Annotated in this window: 18 protein-coding genes and 1 pseudogene; 8 read left to right on the top strand and 11 right to left on the bottom strand. The window is 30.9% G+C overall.

The annotated features are described in order from the left end of the window. Positions 1–54: 54 nt before the first annotated feature. Positions 55–1,260 carry a tyrosine--tRNA ligase gene (tyrS, locus tag CKCE_RS02255; RefSeq protein ID WP_015238702.1) on the bottom strand — a complete coding sequence of 402 codons (1,206 nt, stop codon included), beginning with the start codon at positions 1,258–1,260 and terminating at the stop codon, positions 55–57. Positions 1,261–1,536: 276 nt separating this feature from the next. On the opposite strand from tyrS, the gene CKCE_RS02260 reads away from it, so the two are divergent. Then, positions 1,537–2,871, top strand: coding sequence for a M23 family metallopeptidase (locus CKCE_RS02260; protein WP_015389165.1), 1,335 nt, complete (start codon positions 1,537–1,539; stop codon positions 2,869–2,871). An 8-nt stretch (positions 2,872–2,879) separates the two neighbouring features. Here the strand turns inward: CKCE_RS02260 and erpA are convergent, their stop codons facing one another. The 5 genes from erpA to CKCE_RS02285 all read right to left on the bottom strand — a co-directional run bounded on the left by erpA (position 2,880) and on the right by CKCE_RS02285 (position 6,895). Beyond that, on the bottom strand, positions 2,880–3,242 hold the full coding sequence (erpA, locus tag CKCE_RS02265; protein ID WP_015238704.1) for an iron-sulfur cluster insertion protein ErpA: 363 nt from the start codon (positions 3,240–3,242) through the stop codon (positions 2,880–2,882). A gap of 55 nt (positions 3,243–3,297) precedes the next feature. Then, positions 3,298–4,362, bottom strand: coding sequence for an N-acetyl-gamma-glutamyl-phosphate reductase (gene argC / locus CKCE_RS02270; protein WP_015238705.1), 1,065 nt, complete (start codon positions 4,360–4,362; stop codon positions 3,298–3,300). A gap of 122 nt (positions 4,363–4,484) precedes the next feature. Further along, positions 4,485–4,877, bottom strand: a complete 393-nt coding sequence (gene rpsI / locus CKCE_RS02275) for a 30S ribosomal protein S9 (RefSeq protein WP_015389167.1) — start codon at positions 4,875–4,877, stop codon at positions 4,485–4,487. A 10-nt stretch (positions 4,878–4,887) separates the two neighbouring features. Continuing rightward, on the bottom strand, positions 4,888–5,316 hold the full coding sequence (gene rplM, locus CKCE_RS02280; protein ID WP_041572048.1) for a 50S ribosomal protein L13: 429 nt from the start codon (positions 5,314–5,316) through the stop codon (positions 4,888–4,890). 214 nt (positions 5,317–5,530) lie between these two features. Then, positions 5,531–6,895, bottom strand: a complete 1,365-nt coding sequence (locus tag CKCE_RS02285) for a metallopeptidase TldD-related protein (RefSeq protein ID WP_015238708.1) — start codon at positions 6,893–6,895, stop codon at positions 5,531–5,533. 201 nt (positions 6,896–7,096) lie between these two features. Between CKCE_RS02285 and CKCE_RS02290 the strand changes: the two genes are divergently transcribed. Continuing rightward, positions 7,097–7,774, top strand: a complete 678-nt coding sequence (locus tag CKCE_RS02290; protein ID WP_015238709.1) for an alpha/beta hydrolase — start codon at positions 7,097–7,099, stop codon at positions 7,772–7,774. Here the strand turns inward: CKCE_RS02290 and CKCE_RS02295 are convergent. Further along, positions 7,763–10,204, bottom strand: a complete 2,442-nt coding sequence (locus tag CKCE_RS02295; protein ID WP_015389169.1) for a bifunctional acetate--CoA ligase family protein/GNAT family N-acetyltransferase — start codon at positions 10,202–10,204, stop codon at positions 7,763–7,765. The two genes, CKCE_RS02290 and CKCE_RS02295, sit on opposite strands and share 12 nt — an antisense overlap. 115 nt (positions 10,205–10,319) lie before the next feature. On the opposite strand from CKCE_RS02295, the pseudogene gltX reads away from it, so the two are divergent. The 3 genes and pseudogenes from gltX (at position 10,320) to CKCE_RS02310 (ending at position 15,895) form a co-directional block, all read left to right on the top strand. Beyond that, a pseudogene (gene gltX / locus CKCE_RS02300) lies at positions 10,320–11,719 on the top strand (glutamate--tRNA ligase). Between the two features lie 244 nt (positions 11,720–11,963). Continuing rightward, positions 11,964–14,786, top strand: coding sequence for a ribonucleoside-diphosphate reductase subunit alpha (locus CKCE_RS02305; RefSeq protein WP_015389171.1), 2,823 nt, complete (start codon positions 11,964–11,966; stop codon positions 14,784–14,786). Between the two features lie 35 nt (positions 14,787–14,821). Beyond that, positions 14,822–15,895: a ribonucleotide-diphosphate reductase subunit beta gene (locus CKCE_RS02310; protein WP_015238714.1), complete on the top strand. Its 1,074-nt coding sequence runs from the start codon at positions 14,822–14,824 to the stop codon at positions 15,893–15,895. 71 nt (positions 15,896–15,966) lie between these two features. On the opposite strand, the gene prmA is transcribed toward CKCE_RS02310, so the two are convergent. The 4 genes from prmA to aroQ are packed head-to-tail and all read right to left on the bottom strand — an operon-like array spanning position 15,967 to position 19,160. Then, the gene (prmA, locus tag CKCE_RS02315) at positions 15,967–16,869 is read right to left on the bottom strand and encodes a 50S ribosomal protein L11 methyltransferase (protein ID WP_015238715.1); all 903 of its coding nucleotides are present in this window, start codon (positions 16,867–16,869) and stop codon (positions 15,967–15,969) included. 19 nt (positions 16,870–16,888) lie between these two features. Next, positions 16,889–18,235: an acetyl-CoA carboxylase biotin carboxylase subunit gene (accC, locus tag CKCE_RS02320; protein WP_015238716.1), complete on the bottom strand. Its 1,347-nt coding sequence runs from the start codon at positions 18,233–18,235 to the stop codon at positions 16,889–16,891. Between the two features lie 6 nt (positions 18,236–18,241). Beyond that, positions 18,242–18,673 carry an acetyl-CoA carboxylase biotin carboxyl carrier protein gene (gene accB, locus CKCE_RS02325; protein WP_015238717.1) on the bottom strand — a complete coding sequence of 144 codons (432 nt, stop codon included), beginning with the start codon at positions 18,671–18,673 and terminating at the stop codon, positions 18,242–18,244. Positions 18,674–18,725: 52 nt separating this feature from the next. Continuing rightward, the gene (gene aroQ, locus CKCE_RS02330) at positions 18,726–19,160 is read right to left on the bottom strand and encodes a type II 3-dehydroquinate dehydratase (protein ID WP_015238718.1); all 435 of its coding nucleotides are present in this window, start codon (positions 19,158–19,160) and stop codon (positions 18,726–18,728) included. 376 nt (positions 19,161–19,536) lie between these two features. Here aroQ and CKCE_RS02335 point away from each other — a divergent pair, with 376 nt between their 5' ends. The 3 genes from CKCE_RS02335 to CKCE_RS02345 all read left to right on the top strand — a co-directional run bounded on the left by CKCE_RS02335 (position 19,537) and on the right by CKCE_RS02345 (position 23,501). Then, positions 19,537–21,423: a ribonuclease catalytic domain-containing protein gene (locus tag CKCE_RS02335; protein WP_015238719.1), complete on the top strand. Its 1,887-nt coding sequence runs from the start codon at positions 19,537–19,539 to the stop codon at positions 21,421–21,423. A 99-nt stretch (positions 21,424–21,522) separates the two neighbouring features. Continuing rightward, positions 21,523–22,389: a shikimate dehydrogenase gene (aroE, locus tag CKCE_RS02340; RefSeq protein ID WP_015238720.1), complete on the top strand. Its 867-nt coding sequence runs from the start codon at positions 21,523–21,525 to the stop codon at positions 22,387–22,389. A gap of 26 nt (positions 22,390–22,415) precedes the next feature. Then, positions 22,416–23,501: an LptF/LptG family permease gene (locus tag CKCE_RS02345; protein WP_015238721.1), complete on the top strand. Its 1,086-nt coding sequence runs from the start codon at positions 22,416–22,418 to the stop codon at positions 23,499–23,501. The last annotated feature ends 5 nt before the right edge of the window (positions 23,502–23,506 follow it).

A 23,506-nucleotide genomic window follows, 5' to 3' on the forward strand; every position in this document is an offset into this window, starting at 1 on the left:
TTGGCACAAAAAACATCAAAAATCTAATAACATCCAACTACATCCAATAAAAACCTAGTCTAAACGAATTTTTATAAATTTACGCTTGCCTATCTGAATAATATGTAGGCCTCTATCTAATAATAAAGACTTATTATCTATTCTTTCCCCATTAACCTTGACCCCTCTCTGTTCTATATGTCTTTGAGCTTCAGAATTAGAGGAAGTTAATCCTGAACGAAACATGGCATGTATTATACTCAATGGAGCTACTCCCAAATATATTTCTTCAATATTTTCTGGAGCTATACCATCACGAAACCTACTATTAAAATTTAGTAATGCCTGATTAGCTTCCTTAAAAGAGTGAAATCTAGACACTATTTCTATAGCCAAAGCAATTTTGATCTCTTTTGGATTAAGACCACAACTAATATCTTGTTGCATTTTTTGTATCTCACTTATCGATTTAAATGATAATAGATCAAAATATTGCCACATTAATTCATCTGAAATTGACATAATTTTAGCAAACATAACATCAGGAGTTTCATTAATTGCTATAAAATTATTTTTCGATTTCGACATTTTTGCTATGCCATCAGTTCCTATTAATAAAGGCATTGTCATTACACATTGGGGCTCTTGCCCATATTCCTTCTGCAACTCTCTACCTACAAGCAAATTAAACTTCTGGTCAGTTCCACCTATTTCCAAATCAGATTTTAAAACAACTGAGTCGTAACCTTGCATCAATGGGTATAAAAATTCATGCAATGCTATGGAAACACCACTTTTATATCTTTTAGTAAAGTCATCTCGCTCTAACATCCTAGCAAGAGTATAACTAGAAGCCAATTTGATAATACCACGAGAACCTAACTGATCAGACCATTCTGAATTATATCTAACTTCAGTTTTATTTTGATCTAGGATCAAAGATGCTTGTTTATAATAAGTTTTTGCATTTTCCTCTATTTGTTCTCTGCTTAAAGGAGGACGAGTCACATTTCTACCACTAGGATCTCCAATAGTAGCTGTAAAATCACCTATCAAAAATACAACAATATGACCAAGATCTTGCAATTGTCTTAATTTATTTAGAACTACCGTATGACCAAGATGTATATCTGGAGCTGTCGGATCTAATCCTAATTTGATACAAAGAGGGATGCCGCTAGAATAACTTCTTGATAATTTGAGAATAAAATCTTGTTCTACCAATAATTCATCACAACCCTTTCTAATAATTGATAAATTTGATGCAATTTCTGAATTCATATAAGATTCTTGACAATATGTAATTAAAGATATAATTTAAAATGCATCTAGTATAAATATAAGTTATAGAAGATTTTTACTTTGAATTTGTATACAAGTAATAAATCTCACTGAAACAATAGCACTAGAATGAAATTATGTGTGTTGTATTTAAGATTACGCAATTATAAACTATCAATCGCTTTTTCTAAAATAAAAATTTTTTATTACTGAATTTTATAAAATTAAACCTATCAATAAAAGTCTTCTTTGGCTTTAAACTAGACTAGCAAAAATATGATTAAATCTTCTTGGTTACGCAAATACATTTTTATAACAACTATATTTTTAGCTATTGTAGTGACATTAGGTTTTTTCTTACAAAAATATGAAAATGCTCAGCAGCCTCAATTAAAAATCATCAGAGGGGAGCGGAAGCTAAATGTACATAACAGAATATTGGAAATAAATGATATTCATAAACCATATATAAGTGAAACTATAATCAAAACTGGTGACAATCTAAATTCTGTTTTACAAAGATTGAAAATAAGCAATATAAAAGATATTCAAAGATTTATCAGCAACGATAAGAATGCTAAGAAATTAGCAAAACTAATGTCTGGAAGACCCATATATGCTGCCACCGACTCAGTAGGAAATTTAATATGGCTAAAATACCTACATACGCCTAATTCAGAATTAAATGGCAAAGTAGCATCAAAATATTTACAAATAACAAGAAATCCAAACAATTGTTATAAAGCTTCAGAAGAGGTGGAAATACCTAATAAACATGTTCGTGTTGCTTTTGGCAACATTCTTTCGTCTCTATTTGAAGCAACAGAGTCAGCAGGAATACCTAACTTTATTGCATTACAAATGACAGATATTTTAAGTAACAAAATAGATTTTTTAAGAGAGCTAAGACATGGGGATCAATTCATAATAATTTATGAAGTACAAACAATCAATGGCTACAACATAGGCAGTGGAAAAATACTTGCTATGGAATTTAAAAATCATGACAAACAATATAATGCTATATGGTTTGATAATAACGGTCTAGAAATAGGAGCCTATTATGATTTTGATGGTAATAGCCTTCAAAGAGCATTTCTAAGAAACGCTGTAAAATTTACTAGGATAAGTTCTACATTTGGCAAACGTCTACACCCCATTAACAAAACTTGGGTTGAACACAAAGGTATAGATTATGTGGCTCCAACAGGAACTCCAATATACGCAACAGCAGATGGAGTTGTAGAATTTGTAGGGTGGCAAAACGGCTATGGAAAGGTAACAATACTAAAACACTATGATAAATACTCAACTTTATATGCACATCAAAGCCAAATAGCACCTAAAATATCAAAAGGCAAGAAAGTATATCAGGGACAATTACTTGGATATGTCGGATCAACAGGATGGGCTACTGGGCCACATTTACATTATGAACTAAGAATAAATAATAAACCTGTTAATCCATTAACAATAAATTTACCAATTTCCAAAAAAATTGACAAATCAAATTTTGAATCTTTCAAAAACACGATGGCTTTTTATCAAACACAAATAAATTTCTTAGCTAAATTTAATAATGAGTCTATTAAATTAGCCTCTAGCAACTAGATTTTGAGTTAGATGGAAAAAGAAGATCCGCATCCACATGTTGTTACTGCATTAGGATTATTTATAACAAACTGTGCTCCTTCTATGTCTTCTCTATAATCTATCTCAGCTCCTTTCAAATACTGAAAACTCATTTCATCAACAACTAACTTAATATCTTTTTTGGTCACTACAATATCATCCTCATTTATATCTTCATCAAAAGCGAAGCCATATTGAAAACCAGAACAACCTCCACCTTGAACAAAAACACGCAAATTTAAATTGGGGTTATTCTCTTCTATTAAAAGGCCTTTGACTTTTGAAACAGCTGATTCTGTAAAGATTAATTCTGAATCACATGACAAATTCATATTTTCTATAAAATCCATAACAATACTTTCGCCTCCTTATGCTAGACAAATCAAATATAAATCTAATTGACACTTATGGCAAAACGGCTATTTGTTCTAACCCTGTTGCTTCTGGAAAATCAAACAGTATATTCATGTTCTGTACAGCTTGACCAGCTGCACCTTTAACTAAATTATCTTGAATTACTAATATAATCAAATCATCACCATTATTTGGTCTATGAACAGCAATACGAATGTTATTTGATGATCTTACCGATCTAGTTTCTGGAAAGCTCCCTGATGGCATTACATCAATAAAAAATTCATCTTTATATCGTTCTTCAAAAACTTTCTGAAAATCTAGATTAGAGTACTCAGGCAGTATTTTAGTATAAATAGTAGAAAACATTCCTCTTATCATAGGGACTAAATGAGGGACAAAAATCAGATTTACTTTATTACCAGAAATTCGTTCTAATTGAGACACTATCTCAGGATGATGTCTATGCCCAAGAACACCGTAGGCTTTAAAATTATCAGATGACTCTGCAAATAGTGAAGATGTTTCTAGTTTTCTACCAGCCCCAGATATACCTGATTTGCAATCAGCTATTATTCTGTTTAAATCTATAAATATATTATTGTTCTCTAATAATGGGGTCAAACCAAGTATAACAGTAGTAGGATAACATCCAGGATTGCCTATTACATTAGCTGAAGATATACGATGACGATTAATTTCGACTAACCCGTATTCAGAATTTTCTAAAATATCAGGACATTCATGTGGTATTTTATACCATTTTTCAAATACAGACTTGTTTTTCAAGCGAAAATCAGCAGCAAGATCAATAACTTTTGTACCAGAATCTACTAAGTTTTTAGCCTGCGACATTGCCACACCATGAGGAGTTGCAAAAAACACAACATCACAAATAGTCAGGTCAACTTCATCAGGAGAAGAAAATTTTAATGATATACGATTACGTAAGTTAGGGTATAATTCTTCTACATCTAGACCACTCTCTTTACGTGACGTGATCGCACATATTTCGACCATTGGATGATTTAACAAAATTCTTAGTAATTCCACTCCTGTATAACCAGTCCCACCAACTATTCCAACTTTAAGTTTTTTATTTAGAGAATTCTTCATATAATTATATGACTGTTAGAGTTTATAAAATATTTTAAATATGTTATACAATTTTAGCACATAAAAAATGGCTGTTTTGCAATACTATTGCTAACAGCCATTTTTCGAGTAGTTTCAAAGACTTAACGTTTGCTAAATTGCTTTTTGCGCCGAGCTTTACGAAGACCAACTTTCTTTCGTTCAACTTCTCTTGCATCACGAGTAACAAAACCAGCTTTGGATAAGGCTGGTTTTAAATTAACATCATAATCTATTAAAGCTCTAGTAATTCCATGACGGATGGCACCAGCTTGTCCAGTCTCACCTCCTCCTGAAACATTTATATTAAAATCAAAAGAATTCAAAAAATCTGTTTGATTTAATGGCTGTCTCACAATCATTCTACCCGTTTCACGAGCAAAAAAATCATCCAGAGGTTTGCCATTAATTATGATATTGCCTACACCTTTTTTCATAAAAACACGTGCCACTGAGGTCTTACGTCGACCTGTGCCATAATTCCAATCACCAATCATACATATTTCCTTAGAATTTCAGAAACTTAGGCTGCTGAGCAGAGCGAGGATGAGTTTCACCAGCATAAACTTTAAGTTTTTTGATCATAGCATAACCCAAAGGACCTTTCGGCAACATTCCCTTAACAGCTTTCTGAATAGCCCTTCCTGGAAATTGTTTTTGCATTTTTTCAAAATTAGTCTGACGAATTCCACCTGGATAAGTTGTATGTCTGAAATAATTCTTACTAAAAGATTTATTTCCTGTTACCACTATATCAGAAGCATTGATAATTATTATAAAATCCCCAACATCAACATGAGGAGTAAACTCTGGCTTATGTTTTCCTCGCAAAATATGTGCAACTTCGCTGGCCACACGACCCAAAACCTTTCCTTTTGCGTCAACTACAAACCAATTCCGCACTACTTCATGCGGTTTAGCCACAAAGGTCTTCATTTTTAATTCCTAATATAAAACCAAACAACAAACCAACAAAATTATTAGTTGCTGCATTGATTCTTAGTGAAAAAGTAAATACATAAAAAGTTCAATAACGGAAATGCCTAGATGTTATAAATCACCTGTACATCAATTGAAATTTAGATGATTCTTACATAAAAAACACATATTTGCAATATTTTGTATAAAATATAAAAGCCATAAAAATCAATTAATATCCAGCAATAGACATGTTTTCTATTAGAATTGATCCTGAAGTTTTATTACCTCTTGTAATTTTATCTGAGCCTACGGCAACAATCTTGCTAAACATATCCAACAAATTACCAGCTATAGTTACTTCTTGAACAGCATGTTGTATTTTACCATTCTCTACCCAATAACCAAAAGCTCCTCTTGAATAATCACCTGTCACATAATTAATACCTTGCCCAATTAATTCTGTAACCAATAACCCCTTATCCATTCTCTTTATCATTGTATCAAGACTATCTTCTTCTAAAGTCCTTTGGGAGTTAATATACAAATTGTGTGAGCCACCTGCATTTCCTGTAGTAAACATATCTAATTTTCTAGCAGTATAGGTAGACAAAAAATAACCTTCTAAAATTCCTCCTGATACAACTTTTCTTTTCTTTGTCGCCACTCCTTCAGAATCAAAGGAAGAACTGCCAATTTCGCCATAGATATGAGGATCATCAACTATATCAATGAAATCTGGGAAAATTTTTCTTCCCAAAGCATCAACTAAAAAACTAGATTTTCTATAAAGGTTATTCCCACTTGATGCTTGTGCAAAAGACCCTATCAACCCCAATGCAACAGGTGCTTCAAATAAAACAGGATATTTACCTGTAGGAATACGCCTAGCATCAATACGAGATAACGCTCTTTCAGCAGCAACACGACCTACAACAACAGGATCTAAAAGTTTAGTAGGATTACAATTATTAGTACACCAAAAATCTCTCTGCATACTACCATTCTTACCACTAGCTATAGGTACAACAGACAATGAATAATCAGAATAATAGTGATCACCACAAAATCCTAATGTATTACTTATCAAAGAGTAACTCTCTTCACAGTCAATAAAAGATCCATCTGTATTAGTAATTTTATCATTAAATCCCATAGCTGAACATTCAGAAATCTTTGCTATATCTATTATTTCCTCTGTTGTTTTATCCCATTGATGATAAACATCAAAATCCTTTTGTTCTTGTGCCAAAAGATTTGATTCAGGTAAACCAGATGCATTATCAATAGCTGTATGCTTAGCTATATAAAAAGCAGCTTCTACTGTTTTTTTTATAGACTCTATAGAAAAATCTGAAGTAAAAGATGACCCACTTCTTTTTCCATTAAAAACAACTAAGCTTAAAGAACGATCATGTGTATGTTCAATTGTATCAATATCATTCTTTCTGACAGAAACTGATAAACCTTTGCTTTCCGAAATAGAGGCAACTGCATCGCTAGCTCCGAGATCAACGGCATCTTTTAATGCCCTGCTAATTACCTCTCTTAGGTAATTTCGATCATTTTCTGATAAAGAGGTAGAAGAATTAACCATTAAAATCCAATATTATCAAGACTTAACTTTAAAATAACAAATTATACCAGCAAAGTGATATATTAAAACCATATATTATCCAACCAAGATACATTATAATGCAATAAATTTTGCAAAAGCAATTTTTGAAAATAACAAAATACTTACAACAAAACTTGATCTTGCATAATACAAACAAATGATAATTATATAGCTATCAATATGAATATTAATACTGTCGATATAACAACTCACGAAAACCCTACACATACAATAATTTGGCTTCATGGACTTGGGGCTGACTCTACAGATAGCTTTCAGTTGCTAAACTATTTGAACATAACAGAATTAAAATTAAGATTTGTTTGTCCTGATGCAAAAAAAAGAATAATAACAATCAATAATAATTCAATAATGAGAGCTTGGTATGATATAAAATCTAATGATTTAAGTGAAAACATTGATATTAGCGGCATCCAAGATTCAGCAAACATAATTAGACATCTTATAAAAAAAGAAATAAGCCAAGGGATTCGTAGTGAAAATATTATATTAGGAGGCTTTTCGCAAGGTAGTGTTATATCTTTATATACCGCAATGAATTTAAGTGTCAAAATAGCAGGTGTAGTATGCTTATCTGGCTATTTACCAGATATTAAGAATGAAATAACAAATATTTTCAATGCAAACAAAAATACTCCATTTTTCATTGCACATGGCTTGTTTGATGAAATAATACCAATTAATAAGTTCTATACTTGCATATCAGAACTAAAAAAGAACGGTTATTATCTAATTACAAAAAAAGAATATACGCATGGGCATAATGTCAATGAAGAAGAACTACAAGACATAAGATCCTTCATAACAAATATAGTTAATAATAATCTATTGTTTTAAATTAAATTTAACAAGACGCATAGATGCATCTTCCTTATCTTGGATATTAGAAAATCCTAGTTTTTCTAGCAAAGTAAGCATTGGTTTATTGTTTTTTAAAACATAACCATTTATATAATCAAGCCCTCTCGCCCGAGCAATCTGAAGAATATATGACATCAAATGCTTACCTATGCCAAGTCTTTGCCATTCATCTCCCACTACCAAAGCATATTCAGCACCAATTCCATCTTCGTTATACAGATAATGCACGAAACCTATCATGTTTTCTGTTATTACATAATTATCATTATTCTTATATTGTTTTTTCTCAGAAGTAACAACAACTAAAGCTAACTCCCTATGATAGTCAATTTGAGTGTAATGAGCCAACATTTTTGGGGTTAGTTCCTTCATCGCTGAGATAAATCTCATATACCTTGTTTTATCAGACAATCCTCTAATAAAACCTTGCAAGATTTCAGCATCTTCTGGCCTAATCGGTCTAATAGTACAAGAAATCTTATTCTTCAAGGTAATCTTTTTAATCAGATCAACTGGGTAAGGATGTATTGCCATATGTGGATAGTTAATTTCCTTATATGAAATATTGCTCAAAATATTAGATCTTAATAATATTTCTGTATCTAATGACCTCAAATAATCCTTGCCAACAAAAAAATCTTTTATACTCAAACTATCTATTTCTGGAAATTCACTTACTAACTCTGAAATTTGTACCAAAATATGTTGTAAATTACTAAATACTTCCTTCTCTATAGTTGGCTTTGTATTATTCTTATATACTCCACTACGCTCAATTAGAAGATTAGCAAGAAAATTATTTAAAGGTGGTATATCTATACCAATATTTTCTTGGTAAGAAAAGTCATTACTAGTACCTCCATGCAAAGAAATTACTGGTCCAAATACTATGTCAGACCATACTTTTATGCTAATAGGTCCTACTTCCTGATTTACATTAGTCTTTCTAGAAAAATTGATGTTGAATAAACTATATAAGGATTCTATCTCTTTCCTATCTAAGAAAAGACTCTTTTTAAGAATAGCTCTCTTTATCAATTTTTGTCCTTCTTCAATATGACCAGATAAATAAAACGGAACAGAAGGTTGAACCTGTAATAACATCTGCTGATTATAATGGTGTTCTGCTAGAACACCCATAGCATAAGCAGAAGACTCTGGAGTCCTAAAAGCATAGGTTCCTACAGAATTTAATAATGCCCTCAAAGGCCTCATCTCAGCATCACCCATTAAACAAGTGATAACTGGCTTTTTAGTTTTTGATGTTATTTCTGCTAAAGATTTTGTAACTGTGAAACTATCCAAAGAAAAGTCGGGAGTTAATAATATTAAAATGCCATCAACTCTCTTATCAATCAAAAGAGCATTAATAATCTTATATATAATCTCACTTGTAATAGGTTTATAAACAATAATAACATTTTCCTTAATATCATCTTTTTCTATAAAACATTCTAAATATTGTAATGTTTCAATACTTAAGTTAGCCTTCGTCAAAATAGACGCACGATTCATCATATCTGAAGCAAGTTGTGGAGGGCCGCTCCCATTTGATAATAATACTATATTACGGCCATAGATTTTATTTGGATATGATAAAACTTTAAGCGCAGAAAATAAATGTATAAAATATTGCACCCTAACAGCACCAGCTCTTCTCATAACCGCACTGAACACCAGATCAGATCTATAATCATCTTGTCCTGCTTTTAAAACAATCACTGGCTTAACTCTGGCTAAAGCTCTTAATGCACTAATAAATTCTCTGGCAATACCTGTAATGTCTTCCAAATAAAGGACTATACTATCCGTATGTATATCCCAAACTAAATAATCTAATATTTTGGATATACTAAGAGAGTCTTTCTTTCCAACAGAAGCTATCAAAGAAAAACCAACATTCACATCTTCTGCCCAATCCATTACAGAAGCTGCAATAGATCTAGATTGTGTTATCAAAGCCACTTTGCCAGATTTAGACATATGGTTATGCAAACTAATATTTAACAAACTATGCGGTCTTTGTATTCCTGAGGATTCTGGGCCTAATAATTCGCACTGATGATCAATAGCCCATTTTTTACAAAAAAAGATGCTTTTATCATCAAACCTATCATAAACAGGACAATGCAAAATTATGAGAGAGATTGGCCTAAATAAAGATATAAAATTTAATGCTTCTGATATTAAGTTTCTAGATGTACATACCACAGCTAAATCAACCCTTTCAGAATCTAATTCTTCAAAAGAATTTTCTTCCAAATGAAACCCCAAAATAGTACTATAATTAACATGTAATATTTTTTTAACTACATTGGGAATAGAAATTTTTATCTTTACCTGTGAGTCAATAACAAGCAATATAGAACGAGGTTCGAACAAATAAGTAAGGAAATGCCTCGACATCAAAAACCTCGAAAAATGTTTATTAATTTATGGGCTATAATGACTATATATTGTTAACGTTTTTGCTTAAGTTTAAACAATTAGCATTTTATTCTAATACATTTTAATAAATTTTATGTCTAATAATCAAATCAGAGTTCGCTTTGCTCCTTCTCCAACAGGAGATCTTCATTTAGGCGGTGCACGTACTGCACTATTCTCATGGGCTTTTGCTCGTCATAATAATGGTATTTTTTTATTAAGAATAGAAGATACAGATTTACAAAGGTCAACTAAAAAAGCTGTTGAATCTATAATGGAAGGAATAACTTGGTTGGGACTAATTCCTGATGAAACACCAGTATATCAAACCAACAGAATGGAACGCTACAAAGAAGTACTTCAAAAAATGCTAACTGATGGATCTGCTTATTATTGCTATAGCTCACCAGAAGAAATTGAATCCATGAGAGAGTTAGCAAGAAAAAATTTCTTAAAACCAAAATATAATGGTCTATGGCGACCAGAGAAAGGAAAACAATTACCAGAAGTACCAAAAGGACGAAACCCAACAATAAGATTCAAAGCTCCACAACATGGAGTAACCAAATGGAATGACATAGTAAAAGGAGAAATTATTTTCCCAAATGAAGAACTAGATGATTTAATAATTGCTCGTTCTGATGGAACACCAACTTATAATTTCTGCGTAGCGGTAGACGATTGGGATATGAGAATCTCACATGTGTTACGCGGTGATGATCATGTAAATAACACTCCTAAACAAATAAATATATTAAATGCAATGGGAGCAAATATACCACAATACGGTCATATTCCTATGATTCTAGCTTCTGATGGAGAAAAACTATCTAAAAGACATGGAGCTGTAAGCGTACTAGAATATAAAAAACTTGGATACCTACCTGAAGCAATGGTAAATTATTTATCTAGATTAGGATGGAGCCACAAAAATGATGAAATTTTTAGCAGAGAAGAATTAGTAAAATGGTTTGAGCTTAAAAACCTCTCAAAGTCATCGGCTCAATGGGACCAAAAAAACTAAATTGGGTAAATTCTCATTACATTAAAAACACAAGCTCTATTGACCTATCAAAAATGATATACCAAGATATTCTAGAAAAAAATATAGATTTTAATAAAGCAAACTTGCAAGGAATTATTGAACTTTTTAAAGATAGGGCAAATACACTGTTAGATCTAGTAGACTCTATCATGATTTTCTATTTAGAACCAACAGTGGAATCTCTGAAACAGATAAATAAAGAAGATAAAAACATATTAAAATTATTTCTTGCAGAAATAGAAAATATAGAATGGCAATTAGATAATATAGATATGTCAATAAAAAAAATTATAAATGATAATAATATTTCAATGAAAGAATTAGCCACCCCATTAAGAATTGCGCTAACAGGAAGCACTAAGACTCCTTCTCTTAACAAAATATTAATTGTCATGAACAAAGATAGTGTAATCAATAGAATACATATCGCCATCAAAACAAACAATTAAATTACCAAAAATCTTTATCTGATATCTGTCAATAATTATTTGCAAAAAAACAAAACAAAATATTTTTAACTTGTATAAAAAAAATCTAAACACTACCATTAGTGTTTAGATTAAATAAAAGTACTATATATTGTATTGAACATATAGATTAAAGTTTTTGTACTGTTTAATAAACATAAAATTACACAGTACTTATAAAAAGAATTAGGAAATGGAAAATAAAATAAATAATTTAGTTGAAACAATGTTTTCTACAAAAGATGGCAGTGAGAATCAATGGATGAAGTATAAGGTTATTCGTCGTGATGGCTCAGTTGTATACTTCACTCCTCATAAAATAAGCACAGCAATGGCAAAAGCTTTTATAGCCGTTCGAAATGAGCAGAACACTCTATCAATTAGTAATAGAGAGCTAATAGAAAAACTAACTAGTCAAGTAGTAACCGCTTTAATACGAAATAAAACTGATGGAGCTACTTTCCATATAGAAGATATTCAAGATCAAGTAGAATTATCATTGATGCGTTCTGGTTTGCATGATGTGGCAAGATCTTATGTCCTATATAGGGAAAAAAGAAATCAAGCTAGAAAGACTGAACATAATTTTTCTCCACTACAACCAAAAAATGAATTTCAATCAATAATTGTAGAAGATTCTGGCATAAAGCGTCAATTAGATATCGATAAACTCAAATCAATCATAAAGTCAGCATATACTAATTTTGAAAGCTTATTAGATATAGAAGGAATTCTAAAAGAAACAATAAGAAACTTATATAACGGCATTAAAATAAGCGAAGTATTTAAATCTCTTATTCTTACTACCAGAGCAAAAATTGAAAAAGAACCAGCATATAATTATATTACTGCCCGTCTTTTACTACATACTATTAGAAAGGAGGTTTTAGGAAAAGAACTGAACCATGAAGATATGGCAACAGAGTATAAAGAAGCCTTTGAGTCATTTATAAAAAAAGGCATCTCTTCAGGATTGTTGTCTCCAAACATGGGAAGTTACGACCTTAAAAAACTTGGAAATGCATTAGATCATAATAGAGACCTAAAATTTAAATATTTAGGATTACAAACTTTATACGATAGGTATTTTTTACATATAAATAACACTCGCATTGAATTGCCACAAATATTTTTCATGCGGGTAGCCATGGGCATAGCACTAAAAGAAAACTATAAAGAAGAAAAAGCCATAGAATTCTATGAAATATTATCTTCCTTTGATTTTATGAGTTCTACACCAACTTTATTTAATTCTGGAACAAAGCATTCACAAATGTCTTCCTGCTATCTCACAACTGTACCAGATAGCTTAGAAGGTATATATGACGCAATTAAAGAAAATGCATTATTAGCAAAATATGCTGGTGGACTTGGTAATGATTGGACTCCAGTTAGAGCTCTACGGAGTCATATAAATGGTACTAATGGAGAAAGCCTAGGTGTTGTTCCTTTCCTTAAAGTAGTAAATGATACAGCTGTTGCTGTTAATCAAGGAGGTAAGCGCAAAGGAGCTGTATGTACATATCTAGAAACATGGCATTTAGATATAGAAGAGTTCTTAGAACTTCGTAAAAATACTGGTGACGAACGGCGAAGAACTCACGACATGAATACTGCCAATTGGATTCCAGACTTATTTATGAAAAGAGTACATGAGAATAAAGAATGGACTTTATTTTCACCTTCAGACTGCCCTGACCTACATGATAAATATGGTAAAGAATTCGAAATATCCTATACAGATTATGAGAAAAAAACCATATCAGGAGAAATAAAATTATTTAAAAAAATTTCTGCTGTTATCCTATGGAGAAAAATGCTTTCAATGCTATTTGAAACCGGTCATCCATGGATAGCCTTTAAAGACCCTTGCAATATAAGATCTCCTCAACAACATGTAGGAGTTATTCATAGTTCTAATCTGTGTACAGAAATTACGTTAAATACAAGCGACTCTGAGATTGCCGTATGTAATTTAGGGTCAGTTAATTTAGTTAATCATCTCAAAGAATCCAAAAATGGAAATCTTGAACTAGATTTAGACAAATTACAAAAAACTGTAAATATAGCTATGCGCATGTTAGATAACATAATAGACATTAACTATTATGCTGTATCTAAAGCAAAAACAGCAAATGAGAAACATAGGCCTGTAGGGCTTGGATTGATGGGATTCCAAGATTGTTTACATATAATGAAAATCCCATACTCATCACAGGAAGCCGTCAGTTTTTCAGATAAATCTACAGAAGCATTATGTTATTATGCCTATTTAGCATCTAGTAATCTTTCAAAAGAAAGAGGTAGATATAGTTCATTTGATGGCTCTCTTTGGTCAAAAGGAATTATGCCACACGATTCTTTAGAGCTCTTATTAAAAGAACGTGGTGATTACCTTGATATCGATAACTCAACTTCTCTAGATTGGAATTCCCTGAGATCACATATTCTAAAGCACGGTATGAGAAATTCAAATTGCGTTGCAATTGCCCCAACCGCTACAATTTCAAATATCATTGGTGTATCAGCCAGCATAGAACCTACCTTTCAGAATTTATATGTAAAATCAAATCTTTCTGGAGAATTTACTATTATTAATGAATATTTAGTAGAGGATTTAAAAAAATTAGATTTGTGGGACCAAGTAACAATATCTGATTTAAAATACTTTGATGGTAGTTTATCAAAAATAGATAGAATTCCAAATTTCATAAAGACAATATATAAAACAGCATTTGAAATAGAACCAAACTGTCTAATAGAATGTGCAGCAAAACGGCAAAAATGGATAGATCAAGCTCAATCTTTAAATATATATATGAATGGAGCGTCTGGTAAAAAAATAGACGAAACATATAAATTGGCATGGACCAAAGGACTAAAAACAACATACTATTTAAGAACATTAGGAGCTACTAGCGTGGAAAAGTCTACGGGAAATGGAGGCGAGCTAAATTCAGTAAGTATCGCAAACAATAGCACAGAAGATACTAAACCAACCTGTTCTATAGGAAATAATTCCTACGAAGAATGTGAAGTATGCCAATAATACGTTTATTAAGTATTTAAAAGAGAAATGAATATATGAATACAGAAAAAATATTAATAGATGATAAAACAACATCTTCTATTCAGCAAAATGGAAGAGTAAATGTCTTAGAGAAAAGAATTATTAATGGTAAAACAGATGTGAACCAACTAGTACCTTTTAAGTATAAATGGGCATGGGAAAAATATCTTAATACTTGTGCTAACCACTGGATGCCTCAAGAGGTGAATATGTCCAGAGATATAGCCCTATGGAAAAATCCAAATGGTCTTACAGAAGACGAGCGCAGAATTGTAAAACGTAATTTAGGATTTTTTGTTACTGCTGATTCATTAGCAGCTAACAATATAGTCTTAGGAACATATAGACACATTACAGCACCAGAATGCAGACAATTTCTATTAAGACAAGCGTTTGAAGAAGCTATTCATACTCACTCATATCAATATATAGTTGAAAGTTTAGGATTAGATGAGTCTGAGATATTTAATGCTTACCATGAAATAGAATCTATTAAGGCAAAGGATGAATTTCTAATTCCCTTTATAGATTTAATATCTGATAGTAATTTCAAGACAGGAACTTTAGAATCAGATCAGAATCTACTAAAATCATTAATTGTCTTTGCATGTCTGATGGAAGGTTTGTTTTTTTATGTTGGGTTTGTGCAGATATTGTCGCTAGGTAGACAAAATAAGATGACTGGAGCTGCAGAACAATATATGTATATATTACGTGATGAATCTATGCACTGCAATTTTGGCATAGACTTGATCAATACTATAAAGTTAGAAAACCCTCATTTATGGACAACGGAATTTCGTCAAGAAATAACTAGTTTATTTGAAAAAGCTGTAGAGCTAGAATACGCCTATGCTGAAGATACTATGCCTAGAGGTATATTAGGGCTAAATTCTTCGATGTTTAAATCATATCTTAGATTTATAGCTAATAGACGTTGCCAACAAATAGGTTTAGAAACACTATTTGATCACGAAGACAACCCATTTCCTTGGATGTCAGAAATGATAGATCTAAAAAAAGAAAGAAATTTTTTTGAAACAAGAGTAATAGAATATCAAACTGGTGGAGCTCTAACTTGGGAGTAACATCTTCCTTAAATTAGTAATTTAATACTGAAATATATAATTAAATTACTAATTTCAAAATATTAATTTAATTATATTCGAATGCCATGTAAGCATACCCAATCATCTTTAATTTTCCAAACAGATAATTTAATATAATTACTATAAGCTAATTCTATTGATTTAATTTGACTAGTAAGTATTCCAGATAAAAGCAAACTACCTCCAACCTCTACTCTTCTACTTAACTCTGCAGCCAAAATTTGCAAAGGCTCCTTTAAAATATTAGCTACAACTAAGTTATATCTTTCATCTGTCAGATGTGAAGGTAACTTAACATCTACAAGAACATTGTTAATGTTTGCATTATTCACAGTTGTATCTATTGCTAAAGGATCAATATCTACAGCAACAGCCTTTTTTGCACCTAATTTCATAGCAGCTATGGATAAAATTCCAGACCCACAACCATAATCTAGAACAGAACTATTACTCACAAGATGTAAATCCATCCATGATAAACATAAACTAGTAGTCGAATGTGACCCAGTGCCAAAAGCCATTCCAGGATCAATCCTTACGTATATTTTTGTATCTAAATCATTTCCTTTATCAAGACTATAATTAACAGGAACTATTCTAAGTCTATCTGTAATCTCACAAATAGAAAAATTACTCTGCACTAAAGAAACCCAATCTATATCTAAAACTTTTTTAAAAACTAAATTAGTTATAACAAGACTATCTTCTAAAGAATCCAATGCATAATTTAAAACTTGCAATGGATCTAAATGTTCAGATATAAGCACTGATAATTTATTCCTTTTCCATGATAAGTTTTCTAAAACAATACCAGGCTCTCCAAAAATTGGGATCTCATAGTCACATCCTGCATCTGCATCTTCAACAGAAACAGAGCAGGCACCTACTAGCAATAACTTATCAGATAATAATTCAGCATCTGAATGGAAACAATTAAGACTTAATTCATGCATAAATATCTCAAAAACACTATCAAATACGTTGTGATATCTTTTGTTCTAGATAATGTATACTCGTACCACCTTCAATGAATCTTGCATCTTGAAGCAATTCTCTATGCAAAGATATATTGGTAGAAATACCTTCTACTACCATTTCAGACAAAGCTACTCTCATTCTAGATAATGATTGTTCTCTAGTATCTCCATATGTTATTAACTTAGCAATCATAGAATCATAATAAGGAGAAACAAAGTAACCACTAAAAACATGTGAGTCAACCCTAACACCAGGACCTCCAGCCACATGCCAATTAGTTATTTGCCCAGGACTAGGTGTGAAATTAAAAGGATCTTCAGCATTAATACGACATTCAATAGCATGTCCTTTTATACTAACATCGCGTTGTCGGAATCTTAGTTTTTCACCAGCAGCTATTCTAATTTGTTCTTGTACTAAATCTATACCTGTAATTAACTCTGTAACAGTATGTTCAACCTGAATGCGAGTATTCATTTCTATAAAATAGAATTCTCCATTCTCAAATAAAAATTCAAACGTACCGGCTCCTCTATAATTCATTCTTTTACAAGCATCTATACATCTATCACCTATCCGTTCAATCAATTTTCTAGGTATATTAGGAGATGGAGCTTCCTCAATAACCTTTTGATGCCGCCTTTGCATGGAACAATCTCTTTCTCCTAACCATACAGTATTACGCATCTTATCAGATAGAATTTGTATTTCAATATGCCGAGGATTCTCTAAAAATTTTTCTATATATACATCTCTATTATTAAATGCCGTTTCAGCTTCGGAACGAGTCATCGCAACTGCATTTAATAATGCAGCTTCTGTATACACTACTCTCATTCCTCTGCCTCCACCACCAGCAGAAGCTTTAATTATAACTGGGTAACCTATTTTTCTTGCAATATTCAAAATCTCTTGAGAATCTTCCGGCAAAACACCATCTGAACCAGGTACAACAGGCACTCCAGCTTCAATCATCATCTTTTTAGCACAAATTTTGTCCCCCATTTGCCTAATGGTTTCTGAACGAGGACCAATGAATACAAAACCACTTTTTTCAACACGTTCAGCAAAATCAGCATTTTCAGAAAGAAATCCATAGCCAGGATGAATTGCCTCAGCATCTGTTACTTCAGCAGCGGAAATAATAGCTGGCATATTTAAATAACTATCTCTAGAAGAAGCTGGTCCAATACACACTGACTCATCTGCCAACCTTACGTATTTTGCATCACAATCAGCCTCAGAGTGAACAACAACTGTCTTAATACCCATTTCCCGACAAGCTCTCTGTATTCTGAGGGCTATTTCACCACGATTTGCTATTAGAATTTTTTCAAACATAATTTATCAATCAATAATGAATAAATGCTGCCCATATTCTATTGGAGCACCATTTTCAACTAGAATTTCTTTTATAATACCCGTCTTTTCTGACTCTATTTCATTAAGCAATTTCATAGCTTCTATAATACATAAGGTATCCCCCTCCTTAACTGCTTGCCCTACATGAACAAAAGGAGAAGCTCCTGGTGAAGATGACCGATAGAAAGTTCCTACCATTGGTGCTTTAACTACATAAGAATTATCTATATTCTTCACTGCAGAATCATGACCTGATAAAACAACCTCGCTATTCAATGCAGTAGGAATAATAGACTGATTACTAGGATTTGAAGACTTAACTATCTTGATCTTTTCTTCTCCTTCAGTAATTTCAAGTTCAGTAATTGTAGACTCAGAGACTAAATCTACCAACGATTTTATTTTTACAAGATCCATTTCATATCCAAAAAAGTACTTAGGATTTTTATACAAATATAGTTACAATATATTAATAATCTATGGCATATCTCAATGCTGCTTCATACCCATTTAAACCAAGACCGGAAATCATTCCCAAAGCAATATCAGACAAGTATGAAACATGTCGAAAATTCTCCCTCTTGTATATATTTGAAAGATGAACCTCTATAAAAGGAATACATACTGCAGATAAAGCATCACGTATTGCAACACTAGTATGAGTAAATGCTGCCGCATTAATAATAATAAAATTAACTTTGCTACTATATGCTTCATGAATATGCTCTATCATTGCACTTTCACTATTCTCTTGATAAATAGAAAGATGCACATCAAATTGTTCTGCTAATTTTTCTAAATGAGAGTTTATATCTTGTAAGGTACTACTACCATATATATTTGGTTCTCTAGTACCTAATAAATTCAAATTTGGACCATGCAATAACAGTATTTTTTTTGCCATAATAATATCAATCCTCTAGCAAAATAGTTATACTAAAAATATGTCAATAACCATGTATTATTTATAATAGACCATAGTTCATATTTGAAAAATGAGAATATATTCAATTTAAAAATGATAATTTTTATATAAATTAAATATAAAATTAGTGATTATACTCTAATTTTACCTATCAAATATTTATATAATATGTAATTTACAGCATAAATTACAAATAAGGAAAGATAATTTAAATTTATATAAGGACTATTTAATTAATAAAGATATTATTGATGCGTAATAATATCAAACATGATTATAAACATTAGCTAACAAAATAGTACTAAAAACATAATAATATAAAAATAAAAGCGTTATAGATAAATGGAATATAAACATGTATGTGCTTTATGAAGATAGTGGCTGTCTAAAAACTGGTGCCATAATATCTAAAACAGAGTCTAATATGCTAGTAGAAACAGAGCATGGGAAAAAAATTAAACTCAAAACCCACAGCTGTTTGTTACAATTTAATGACCCTTCACCTAGCAAATTGATAAACGAAGCTACTATTATAGCTAGTACTATAGATATAAATTTTCTGTGGGAATGCGCATCGCAAGATGTGTTTTATGCATATGAATTATCAGCTGAATATTTTGGCCATGATCCTAGTGCTATTGAGCAAACAGCTATGCTACTTAAACTACATAATTCCCCTATTTATTTTTACAAAAAAGGAAGTGGTCAATATAAATCAGCAACTAAAGACAAACTCTTACTTGCTATAGCAGCCATAGAAAAGAAAAAAGCACAAGAAGAAGAGGAAAAAAAACTAGTAGAATCGCTTATTAATGGAGAATTACCTTACATAATAAAGGCAAATGCTCTTGATTTAATTATAAAACCTGATAAAAACACTATCTACTGGAAAGCTCTAGAAAAAGCCTGTGTCATTTTAAATAAAAGCCCAGAAAAATTATTGCTAGAGTTAGAAGCCTGGCCTAATTTATTAACCTTATTAAGAAAAAAATTCATAAAAAGCAATTTTCCAAATGGCATTGATTTTCAAGACAATATTTCCGCAAACATTATTGATGACTTGCCAATATCAGACGCTGAAATCTACTCTATAGATGATATAAGCACTACAGAAATAGATGATGGAATATCAGTTAGGAAAATAGATAAGGATCTTACGAAAGTAGGCATACATATAGCATCTCCTGCCTTAGGTATACAACACGGAAGCATATTAGATCAAATTGCAAGATCACGTTCTTCTACAATTTATTTGCCTGGAGAAAAAATAACTATGTTACCACAGAAAGTAATAGAAGAATTTTCATTACAATCTGGTAAGTTGTCACCGGCTATATCTCTATATGTTACATTAGATAATAATGGAACAATTGTAAAATCAGAGTCATTAATAGAAAAAGTTAAGGTTAAAGAAAATTTACGAATTACTGACATAGAAAACATATTTACAGAATCTAATCTTAATAATTCAGATATAGATATTCCATTTTCTGAGTGGATAAGGCCATTATGGAAAATAACACAAATTTTATCTCTAAAAAGAGAACAAAGAAGAGGCTATCCAGAAAACTTATCTCGTCCAGAATATAATTTTCGTATACATGGCAATACTGATGATCCAAACTCTGTAGTTATAATAGAAAAAAGGCCAAGAAATAATCCTGTTAGTAAAATTGTTGCTGAATTTATGATTTTAGCTAATAGCATATGGGCTAACTTATTAAAAGAATATGGCGTAGCTGGAATATATAGGTCTCAACAAACGTTTGGAAGAGTAAGAATGAGCACGATCCCATTACCTCATGAATATATTGGGGTTGATCAATATATTTGGAGCACTTCCCCTCTAAGAAGATATATAGATTTAGTTAACCAATGGCAGATTATATCAATAATAAAACATAGTGTATCGGCACGACTAGCATCTCCTTTTAAAGCTAAGGATAGTAATTTATTTTCTATAATTCAAGAATTTGAATTTAAATACAATGTAATTTGTTCATTTCAAAATGAAATTGAAAACTTCTGGTCGATACAATGGTTAATACAGAAAAAACTAGAAATAATAAATGGATACATAATAAAAGAAAACCTAGTCAAAATAGATGAAGTCCCTATCATTATAACAGTTGATAACCTTCCAAAACTAGAAAAAGGAACACATATAAAAATCAGAATTATATCAATCAATTCCTCTACACTAGAGATAAAAACTCAATATATAGAGACTATAGATTTGTGAGCATTAATCAAAACTTTTGCTTTACGTTACAAATAAAAAAAAGCGATAATTAACGATAACGAACACATTTATTACATCCTTATTTTTAAGAGAAATCTTATGCATATTAAAGACAATGTTCCTTGCTATGGAGTTGTTGGAAATCCAATAGAACATAGCAAATCACCAATAATACACAATGCATTTTCTATACAGACAGGAATATCCATAAAATATGATAAAATTCTTACATCAGAAGAATATTTCTCAAAAACAATTAAAGACTTCTTTGAATCAAATGGTTTAGGACTAAATATAACAGTTCCTTTCAAAAAAAAAGCATTCGAAATAATACCTTATAATAATATTTCAGAAAGAGCAAAACTAGCCAAAGCTATTAATACTATTTGGAAAAAAGATAACAACCTATATGGATGCAATACAGATGGAGTTGGATTATTAAAAGACATTAATCGCCTGAATTTTAACTTGCATAATGCCAACATATTAATTATTGGAGCTGGTGGAGCTGCCAGAGGGGTTTTAGAACCATTAATTCTCTCTAAACCATCCAAAATACATATAGTGAACCGCACAAAAATTAATGCAGAAAACCTATTAAATGATTTTATACATTCAACGACAATAAAAACAAACTTAAAAATAAGTTATGGTGGACTGAGTGAGACTAATTCAGAAAAACCATGGGATATAGTTATTAATACTACAGCTAGTGAACTAAATGGAGAAAGTTTAGATCTGCCAAAATTAACATTCAACCCCAAAAAATCATTAGCATACGATATTATGTATGGTTCCAACAAAACCTCATTCTTATTAAAAGCTGAAAATGAAGGAGCTTTACAATGTGTTGACGGACTAGGAATGTTGGTAGAACAGGCAGCTGAAAGTTTTTTTATATGGCATGGTGTTAGACCTGAAACCAATAAGGTTTTAGATGAAATACGACAACTAATCTCATCATAATATATGAAAAACCAATTCAATAAATTATGATTTTAACGCTCTATATTGGAAAAGAAGTATATAAATCAACAACTATAGTTCTATTGTTTTTAATAGGTCTATTTATTTTTTTCTCATTTGTAGAAGACATAAATGATTTAAATGATGAATTAACACTAATTAAAATAATTAATATAAATCTTCTAAAGATTCCAAACTACTTATATGAGATCTTACCTATTGCTTTACTAATAGGAGGGACTATATCGATAGCAAAGCTTTCTAGAAATAATGAAATTGTAATCTTAAAAACTTCTGGAATAAGTAATTTAAAATTGCTAAAAATTTTATGGGCTATAACAGTACCTATAATACTAATCTCTATAGTATTATCAGAATATATTATACCTATAGCAGAAATAAAAAACAAAGAACTTAAACTTTATATAAGAACAACTAATAAAGACTCGCTATTAAGCGATTACTGGTTTAAAGAAACAATAGATGAGAATAAATCAAGAATAATAAATATTAAAAATATTAAGAACAATACTTGTATATGCAATATATATATTTATGAATTTTCTAAAGATCTAGACTTATTAAACCTAATAATTGCAGAAAAAGGTAGATTTATCAATAATTATCTTGCTTTAGATAAAGTAACTATTATAAAAAAAACAAGTGATAATAACCATAAAAAGTATTTCTCTAAAGATTTTCTAGATTGTTTAAAAATAACAACTTCCTTGAATTATAAAACAATAACATATAGTACGTTAAACCCAGACAATATGTCCATGGAAATGCTAATGAATTATATGAATACTACAAAAAATACTCAAATAGATACTCGCAAACAAAAAGCAGCTTTCTATAGACGAGTTTCTAGTCCTATCACATTATTCATCATGATCTCAATAGCTATACATTTAGTTATTGTACAATCAAGAGAAAACAAATTAAATAATAAGATTTTTATATCTATAACTTTAGGAACTATTTTCTTTCTAATCAATCAACTATTGCTAAATGTAAGTTTAAAAAACATACCAATATATATTTGGGTTACTATCCCTAATATTTTTTGCTTAACTGTATTGACTACTGTATTAATTTTGAATAAAAAATAAGAAAT

It is taken from the genome of Candidatus Kinetoplastibacterium crithidii (ex Angomonas deanei ATCC 30255), assembly GCF_000319225.1.
Lineage (GTDB): Bacteria > Pseudomonadota > Gammaproteobacteria > Burkholderiales > Burkholderiaceae_B > Kinetoplastidibacterium > Kinetoplastidibacterium crithidii_B.

What these genes read in the sequence shown, in the direction of transcription:
- tyrS (WP_015238702.1), bottom strand. Translation starts at nt 1,260, where the DNA reads ATGAATTCAGAAATTGCATCAAATTTATCAATTATTAGAAAGGGTTGT.
- CKCE_RS02260 (WP_015389165.1), top strand. Translation starts at nt 1,537, where the DNA reads ATGATTAAATCTTCTTGGTTACGCAAATACATTTTTATAACAACTATA.
- erpA (WP_015238704.1), bottom strand. Translation starts at nt 3,242, where the DNA reads ATGGATTTTATAGAAAATATGAATTTGTCATGTGATTCAGAATTAATC.
- argC (WP_015238705.1), bottom strand. Translation starts at nt 4,362, where the DNA reads ATGAAGAATTCTCTAAATAAAAAACTTAAAGTTGGAATAGTTGGTGGG.
- rpsI (WP_015389167.1), bottom strand. Translation starts at nt 4,877, where the DNA reads ATGATTGGTGATTGGAATTATGGCACAGGTCGACGTAAGACCTCAGTG.
- rplM (WP_041572048.1), bottom strand. Translation starts at nt 5,316, where the DNA reads ATGAAGACCTTTGTGGCTAAACCGCATGAAGTAGTGCGGAATTGGTTT.
- CKCE_RS02285 (WP_015238708.1), bottom strand. Translation starts at nt 6,895, where the DNA reads ATGGTTAATTCTTCTACCTCTTTATCAGAAAATGATCGAAATTACCTA.
- CKCE_RS02290 (WP_015238709.1), top strand. Translation starts at nt 7,097, where the DNA reads ATGAATATTAATACTGTCGATATAACAACTCACGAAAACCCTACACAT.
- CKCE_RS02295 (WP_015389169.1), bottom strand. Translation starts at nt 10,204, where the DNA reads ATGTCGAGGCATTTCCTTACTTATTTGTTCGAACCTCGTTCTATATTG.
- CKCE_RS02305 (WP_015389171.1), top strand. Translation starts at nt 11,964, where the DNA reads ATGTTTTCTACAAAAGATGGCAGTGAGAATCAATGGATGAAGTATAAG.
- CKCE_RS02310 (WP_015238714.1), top strand. Translation starts at nt 14,822, where the DNA reads ATGAATACAGAAAAAATATTAATAGATGATAAAACAACATCTTCTATT.
- prmA (WP_015238715.1), bottom strand. Translation starts at nt 16,869, where the DNA reads ATGCATGAATTAAGTCTTAATTGTTTCCATTCAGATGCTGAATTATTA.
- accC (WP_015238716.1), bottom strand. Translation starts at nt 18,235, where the DNA reads ATGTTTGAAAAAATTCTAATAGCAAATCGTGGTGAAATAGCCCTCAGA.
- accB (WP_015238717.1), bottom strand. Translation starts at nt 18,673, where the DNA reads ATGGATCTTGTAAAAATAAAATCGTTGGTAGATTTAGTCTCTGAGTCT.
- aroQ (WP_015238718.1), bottom strand. Translation starts at nt 19,160, where the DNA reads ATGGCAAAAAAAATACTGTTATTGCATGGTCCAAATTTGAATTTATTA.
- CKCE_RS02335 (WP_015238719.1), top strand. Translation starts at nt 19,537, where the DNA reads ATGTATGTGCTTTATGAAGATAGTGGCTGTCTAAAAACTGGTGCCATA.
- aroE (WP_015238720.1), top strand. Translation starts at nt 21,523, where the DNA reads ATGCATATTAAAGACAATGTTCCTTGCTATGGAGTTGTTGGAAATCCA.
- CKCE_RS02345 (WP_015238721.1), top strand. Translation starts at nt 22,416, where the DNA reads ATGATTTTAACGCTCTATATTGGAAAAGAAGTATATAAATCAACAACT.